We start from the raw sequence: 7,582 nt of genomic DNA on the forward strand, positions 1-7,582 counted from the left end.
TGACCCTGCTGGTGGAGCAGTTTGGCGGCGGGCCGGTGGGCCTGGAGACAATGGCGGCAATAACCGGCGAGGATCCCCAGACGATTGAGGAGGTGTACGAGCCCTACCTGCTGCAGATTGGCTACTTGCAGCGTACGCCAAGGGGCCGTGTGGTTACCCCTGCCGCGCTACGACATTTGGGCTATGAAGCCCAATCCCCTCTGCCTTTGTGAAGCTAATCGTTTTCCCTCACCGCCAGCCCCTCTCCCGCAAGAGGAGAGGGGAGTTGATCTAGCTGCGATCGTTTTTCCCCACCGGGCTAAAGCTGGGTACCACCAACTCTTTGTTTTGCTTGGTGAGGCGGCCATACAACTCCTGGGTGTTGGGGAAGTTGGCCGCCGGCAAGGTGGGGAAGCGGCGATAGGGTACCGTGTCCTCGCCAAAGAGATCCCGGTACTCCTGGGTGTTGAGCAAGGCGCGGACAAAGGCCTTCAACCCCTGAGTGGCCAAGATCTGGTTGTATTTGCGGATCTCCTGCTGGTTTAGGGGTGCGCGGCCCAGGAAATGCTTGGTGCCCAGCTCGATGACCTTGGTGTTGGGGTAGGGAGCATAGAACTCGGCGCGGTACAGTTCAGAACACCCCAACGCCTCGATGAACTCCTTGACGGTGATCTCGCCATTGCGCAGCTTGGACTCGGCGGAGCTCAGCTCCGCGCTGATATTGTAGATGTCCATGTCGCGCTCGAAGATCTGGCGGTAAGCAGCGCGGATGAGGTTGTTGACCTCGGCTTTGTTGGCCAGGCTGGTGAGCTTGAAGATGGGCACCTCTTGGCGCACCTTGGGCACCCCTTGCTGGACTCGCCGCTGGATTTCCAGCTCGCCGGAGGGTTTGTCCTGGGGCTGGCCCAGCTTGACAAAGAGGGGGATATCGTCGTCGGTGCGGATAGGCCTGGTAACCACAGCCATGTCGCTGGATCCGGGGCGCATCCGCCGCAGGGCCAGACCGCCGGGGGTGAGGTAGCGCTCGTAGGGCACGATGTCTTCCCCAAAGACCTGCTGGTACTCTTCACTGTCGAGGATGGTATCCACCACCGCGTAGAAGCCCTGCTTGGAGGCAATGTCAAACAGCCGGTTCATCTCCTGTCGGCCGTAGGTGGGCCGGCCCAGCAGCTTGCGGTGGATAAACTCGATGGCCTTGCAGACGTAGAGGCTAGACCAGTACTTGTTGCGGAAGAGATCCGACTTGGCCAACTGGCGGACAAACTCCTTGACCGTAATCTCGCCCGACTCCAGCTTGATCTCCCAGCGGGTTAGCCGTTGGCCTTCGTAGGGCACATAGCCGTACACCTGCTGGTAGCAGGCGCGGATGACCGCTTGCGTCGAGACTTCGCTGCCAACAACCCCTGCCCGCACTCCCAAACGCCGGCTGCGATCGCGAGGGGTTTGGGTAAGCTTGAAGACTTTGGGGCCAAGGCTACCGGGATCCCCTGCCGCCTTGGGGTTGGTGCGGGCATTGGTGAGCGCAAAGCCGCGCCGGATAAGAATGCGCTTGACATCCTTGCTGAAGGGAGCGGGACTGCCCTTGAGGGAGCGAGTTTCTTTGGGGAAGATGGCGCCAAATTGGATCTCCAGCGGGTCGTTGCCGACGCCGTAGGCGTGCTGATCCGGCAAGGGGCGATTGTAGCGGGCAAAGAGGGTGATAAATTGGGGCACCTTGCGACGGGGGGCAGCGTAATTGTAGAGGTCGAACTTGGGCCCCCAGTTGGCGCTGGTCTGCGCTTCCACCCCCAGCTTGCGCAGGTAGGGTACCGTCTCCTCACCGAAGTAGTCGCCGTACTCGCGGCTGTCCACCAGCGCATCCACCAGACCAGCTAGGCCCTTGCTGGAGACGATGGAGAAGTAGGTCTGCACCTCCTCGCGGGTCTCTGGGGCCCGCCCCAGGAAGTGGCGGAAGGCCAGCTCCACCACACGGCTGTTGATGTAGGGCTCGTAGAACTGCTTGCGGTAGAGTTCGGATTTGCCCAGGCGGCGGATAAACTCCTTCATGGAGATCTCGCCGTTTTTGACCTTTGACTCCAGGTCGGCCAGCTTGAGGCCATAGGCACGGCGGATATCCCGCTCGAACACCTGCCGATAAGCCGCTTTGATGACCTCTTCTTTCTCAGCATTGGAGAGCCCCGGCTTCATGGCAAAGACGGGCACTTTTTCTGCGGCCAAGTTGTAAACCTGGGGTAACTGTAGCCCTTGCAAGGGCAGGCCATCGGCGGTGCTGGCGTTGCGCTGCCGTAGCTTGTCGGAGGGAGCAGGGGCAATGAACTCGCTCAGGAGCACGTCGAAGTACTGGTTGATGATGGCCACCGCCTCGGCATCTTTGCGGAAGTAGCTGGCCGAGGCCCGCTTCATCTCCTGGAGGGCGACAATGGTGGCTTCGGCGGAGCAGGCATTTTCGATAATCTCCCGCAGGCCACGGGTGTTGACGACGATGATACTGGGATCCCCAGCCACCAGGGCATAGGTGACGTAGCGCAGGAACCAGCTCAGATCCCGCAGCGACTTGCGCATGTTGGCGGCGCCGTAGCGGGGGATGTTAATGGGACGGAAGTTGGGTGGGATCTCCACGCCGCTGGCGCTAAAGAGGTTGCGGATAGCCTCCAGGAAGCCACCGGTGGATTCCACGTAGAAGGCGGTGCCTAGCTTAAAGGCTTCCTTCTCGTCCTGGGTGGCTTCTGGCCGCTCCAGATAGGCCATGGGCGAGCCCCCCGTGAAGATGCGGTTGGCCGCTCGGCTGACGATGATTTCGGAGTTGGCCGCGATCACTTGGGCAATGTCCAGCCGTTTCAGGCCGCTGGAGAAAAAGTCCTCCAGGCGATCCAGCTCGGTGCGGGCCAGATAGCGATCCTGTTGTTCCGCCTGGGAGATGGTCGAGAGGGGCACAGTTTGGTAAAGACGGGGGCTGGAGACGACTGCGCCGCCGGATGCGTTGATACCCATCGGTCTCTTAAACTCCGTTTATTGAAAAACTGCCAATAAGGGCCAGGGACGATGCCATAGGACAGAGGCTGACCCATGGACTCAACTAGACCGGTCCCACGTTCCTCTCGGAGCTGGGGAGGAATGGACGCCGGATCCCTGAGGGGGAAGCCAAGCCTAGAATACTAGGGGGATGCGCCCAGAGGGGGGAGGTTGTTGCAGTTTGTAACACTCGTTCTCATTTGCCTTCTCGTCGAAAACCATGGCCTCCAACCCTCCTCCGCACCTTCCCAACTCCCTGCTGGTGGACTGGGAACAGGGATGCTACGGCTCTGTTGCTGAAGGTTTACAGCGGCAGCTTGAGCAGGGATCCCAACGGCCAGAACTGTACTGGGGCTTGGGAGCTGCTTACCTACTCCTGGGGCGGGAGCTAGAGGCGCAGCTTGCCTGGCAGGAGGGTCTGGCCCTCCTAGGGGCCGAAGGGGTGGCCGAAGCTGAGGCTACCCGCTGCTGGGCAGAGGGACTGCTGGAGCTGGCAGAGGGGCTGTGGGAAAGGGGGCAGTGGCCGCAGGCGGCGGCTTTGTATCGGCAGTTGCTAGAAAGTGGCGCTGCCCCAGAGGCGGCGTTGGCGGCCCATCGCCTTGGCCTAGTCCAGGAGCGGAGCCGACTGTGGCTAGAAGCAGCAGAGTGGTTTGAAGAGGCCTGCCGCCGGGATCCGACGGCCACGGAGAGCTTTTGGCGCTGGGGCCTGGCCCTGCTCAAGCTGGGCCGGTTGCGGGAGGCTCTCTCCCCTCTCCAGGAGGCAGCGAGGCTAAGGCCAGAGTGGGGGGATCCCTGGGTGCAGATGGGCCTGGCTTGGCTGGATCTGGGGGAGCTGGAGCAGGCGGTGGCCTGCTTTCAGGAGGCAGCGGCGCGGGGCACCAAGACAGCAGAGCTCTACAGCTACTGGGTAGAGGCTCAGGTGCGGCGGAATGACCCGCAGGGGGCTTGGGAGAAGTTCCGGGAGGCGCTGGCTGCCGAGCGGGAGTGGCTACAGGCCTGGTGTGAGGGCAGCGGCAGAGACAGTCGGCTGCGGCTGGAGCTGGAGCAGGCCCTGCAGGGATCCCCGGGCAGCCTTTGGCAGGAGCGGTACCGGGCCTGGCAGCAGCGCTGGCTCCCTGCGCAGGCAACCCTTCCTTCCCCAGCCTGCCAGAGCCCACCGTCCGGTTCTGGCAACCCCCTGCCAGTGCCCAGCCAGGGTTACCTCACCACCCGGCAGTGGCACCAGGCCACCGGCGAGGGCAGCTACCAGGTGCTGGATCCAGAAGGGGTTCTCTGTCTCCAAGCTCCTCCTACGGCTGACCCTGCCATTGGGCAAAAGCTGCGCTCGCAGCGGATCCCCTTGGCCGAGACCTTTGTCGCCCAGATTCCGCAGGGATCCGTGCACGTGGGCCACTATCCCCGCCACCTCTACGCCAGCTTTGCCAGCGCCGTGCTTACCCGTAGGGGTGAGTTGCTGGCCGATGTCTCCCCCAGCTTGCCGCCGCCGGAGTTTCTCGACTGGGACTGGAAGCCAGAGCACCTGGAGCACCACCCCGTCTTGGACCTACCCCACCTGGGGCCGCCAATTTTGCTGGAGGGCTCTGTCGCCCTCTTGCCCCTGGGGGCGGTCAACTACTTCCATTGGATGGTGGACATCCTGCCCGCCCTCGATCTCCTACGCCGCTCCGGCGTCCTCGAAAAGGACATCCCCCTCTTGGTCCACGGCTACCAGGGCAAGCCCTTTCAGGTGCAAAGCTTAGCTGCCTTGGGGATCCCACCAGAGCGCCTCCTTAGCTTTGAGCAGGCGGGGGGATCCCATCTGCAAGCGCAGAACCTGATTGTGCCCTCGCTGGCGGGGCCGGTGGGGTGTCTAACCCCTAGGGGCTGGAAAGTGCTGCAGCAACTGGCTCCTCTGGGGCAGGCGGCGGGGCTGCCGCGGCGGATCTACATTAGTCGTCGGGCTGCCCGCTGGCGGCGGGTCATCAACGAGGCAGAGGTTCTCGAGGCTTTGCGCCCCTGGGGATTTGTGCCCGTGCAACTGGAAGCCCTTTCTCTAGCCGAGCAAATAGCCTTGATGCAAACAGCAGAAGCAGTCATTGGCCTCCACGGAGCGGGCCTGACCAACCTTGCCTTTTGTCAACCTGGGACTCTTGTAGTTGAGATCTTCCCCCGCAATGCCGTGCTCCCCTACTTCTGGAGCCTTGCCCAGGTGGTGGGACTAGACTACTTCCCCCTGCTGGCTCCAACCTGCGACCCAGCCCTGGTGGCCCTGCTGGCTAGCCCAGAGTTGGATCGGGAGGATGCCTGGGTGCCGATCCCGGACTTGCTGAACCTGCTCGAGCAGACAGGGCTGCGGTGAATCTAGGGGGGGATGGGATCGGAGGGACTCGAACCCTCACGTTCTTGAAGAACAACGGATTTTAAGTCCGTAGCGTCTACCATTCCGCCACGATCCCTGGAGGAGCTGTACCACTCTACCAAACTGCTTGCTGTGGGGAGCTAGGAGGCTTCTATAGGGAGAGTATGACATGCCAGCTTCTGGGAGACAGCCTGGTGCAAGAAATGGGCCAGGGCTGCCACACAGTCTCGATCCTCAAAGAGCAGGTCGCGCCGCTGTTGGATCTGCTGGGAGATTTGCTGCCGAAATTGGGGATCCGTTCCCAGTTGAACGGCCAACTCTTCGTAGCGCTGAAGGTCTTGGGCAATTAAGAGATCAAGGCCCATCCTTTTGAGGATGGCATAGGTGTGGCGGCCCCGCAGGAACCGGCCAGGGCAGGTCACTACAGGCAAGCCGGCAGCAACAGCTTCCAGGGTGGTGATCCCGCCCGACCAGCCGTAGGAATCCAGCATAATGTCGGCGCAGCGGTTGAGATCCAAGTAGTCTTGATGATCCAGTTGGGGCAAGATCAAGCAGTGGTCTTCTGCAGAAAGGCCATAGGCGGAGAAAGTTCGGGAAAGACGCTGCCAAAAGTGTTGGGCAATGGCAGCATTGGGCAAGGCCAAGAAGACAAATTGAGCGTTGGGCACTCGCTGGGCAGTGGCGGCAAAAAGATAGTCATATTGGGGCAGGTACTTGCCCAGGTATTGACAGGTAAGATAAACTACTGCGTCTTGGCACAGGCCAAAATCCCCACGATGACGCTTTTGCTGAGGTAAAACGGGCTTTTCAAAACAGGTACCCAGGCGGGGCAGCCGAATTAGGGTTTCGCTGTAGTGAGCCTGCCCATCTTCGGGCTCCATCAGGTCGCTGGAGAGGAAGTAGTCGATGGTTGAAAGTCCAGAAGTTACAGGATGAGCCCAGGTGGAGCATTGCACTGGGGCTAGCCGCAGAGATGCCAGTTGCAAAATCAGGGGAGAAAGGCCAATTTCCAGATACACCAAAACATCGAGCTGATCCTGCAAAATTTGGCGGGCAGCATCTTCAAAGCCAGTGGGAATGTGGCGAAATACATCGGCATACTGACGATATTGCTCTGTCATGAAGTCGGTTCTAGGATCCAAATGGTAGGCAAACACCAGAAAAGGCCACTGGGAGCTCGCCTTTAAGTACTTCACCCACCCTAAAGAAAGACGGCTGTAGGAGCAGGCGCGCATCGAGGCCGAGACAAAGCCAACGCGAATGGGATCCCCTGGTTGCCGGGGAAGAGAGTGCCAATTGGGGTAGCAAGATTTCACGATGCGCTGCACAAACTGAGCGTATTTTTTCTGCAGCTCCAGGTCGTCGCAGCCCTGGTACTGCAGATGGTGGGGTGTTCCCCAGCTTGACCCTAAAAAGGCAAGCCGCCGCTGCTCTTGGGTGTCCAAGGGCGTCTCCTCAATGAGGCGATCCAGGTGTTCTACAAAGCGAGAGCGAAATCTATGCAGCTCTTCCTCATCCTGATAGAGGGCGGGCAGATAGAGATGGTAAAGCCAGCGAGCTACCACCAAATTGGGATCCAAAGTCCACGCCTTTTCCAGGTGAGCCAGAGCCGCGCTGTGTTCCCCTTGCTCGCGATGGGCTATTCCCAGATAAAAATGCACCTCAGCCCAAGGGATCCCTGCTGCTGGATCTGGATTTTCTAACAAGGAGCCAAGCAAAGGGATCGCCTCTTGATGGCGGCGTAGGTTAACAAGAATCTTGCCGGCTTGCAAAGCAGAAAGGTAAGCCTTGGGATGGAGGCTCAGACTCTGCCGATAGCAAGATAGCGCCTTTTCCAGTTGCCCCAAAGATTCATAGACAACACCCAGGTTGTGATGATAGAGGGCTACGCAGGGATCGAGCGCAATGGCCTCGGCAATCAAAGCAGCCGCCCATTCCCCCTCTCCCTTGGCCTGGGCCACCGTCCCCAGCAGGTGCAGGGCATCAGCTTGATCCGGAAACTCCGCCAGAATTTCTAAGTAGATAGCTTCTGCGGTTTGCAAGTCGCCAGCCTGCTGGGCCTGGATCCCGGCCAGAAGCTTACCCGTGGGGGTGAGATCCGACATCGACAACGAGGGAAGCTGGAGATCTTCTCCCACTATAGGCGCTTCCAGACTGCTTAGAGCGCTCCTCGCTCTACCCCTGGGGATGATGTTGCCAAAAGCACACAAAAACGGTATCAGCAGCTCCGCGAGCGCCTCGCCAAATCCCGCA

The 7,582-nt window shown here is 60.4% G+C and carries 4 protein-coding genes and 1 tRNA gene; 2 read left to right on the forward strand and 3 right to left on the reverse strand.

From position 1 onward, the window contains the following. On the forward strand, positions 1–212 hold a 212-nt coding region (locus tag NW835_RS04550), incomplete at its 5' end, for a Holliday junction DNA helicase RuvB C-terminal domain-containing protein (protein ID WP_414414630.1). Between the two features lie 58 nt (positions 213–270). Here the strand turns inward: NW835_RS04550 and NW835_RS04555 are convergent. Further along, on the reverse strand, positions 271–2,970 hold the full coding sequence (locus NW835_RS04555) for a phycobilisome rod-core linker polypeptide (RefSeq protein WP_414414631.1): 2,700 nt from the start codon (positions 2,968–2,970) through the stop codon (positions 271–273). 241 nt (positions 2,971–3,211) lie between these two features. Here NW835_RS04555 and NW835_RS04560 point away from each other — a divergent pair, with 241 nt between their 5' ends. Then, a complete protein-coding gene (locus NW835_RS04560; RefSeq protein WP_414414632.1) occupies positions 3,212–5,329 on the forward strand; it encodes a glycosyltransferase 61 family protein in 2,118 nt (705 codons plus the stop codon). Positions 5,330–5,342: 13 nt separating this feature from the next. Here the strand turns inward: NW835_RS04560 and NW835_RS04565 are convergent. Then, positions 5,343–5,426 (reverse strand) — tRNA-Leu (locus NW835_RS04565). A gap of 43 nt (positions 5,427–5,469) precedes the next feature. Beyond that, the gene (locus NW835_RS04570; RefSeq protein WP_414414633.1) at positions 5,470–7,434 is read right to left on the reverse strand and encodes a tetratricopeptide repeat protein; all 1,965 of its coding nucleotides are present in this window, start codon (positions 7,432–7,434) and stop codon (positions 5,470–5,472) included. Between the last annotated feature and the right edge of the window lie 148 nt (positions 7,435–7,582).

The sequence above is a fragment of the Synechococcus sp. OH2 genome, assembly GCF_047462155.1.
Classification (GTDB): domain Bacteria; phylum Cyanobacteriota; class Cyanobacteriia; order Thermostichales; family Thermostichaceae; genus Thermostichus.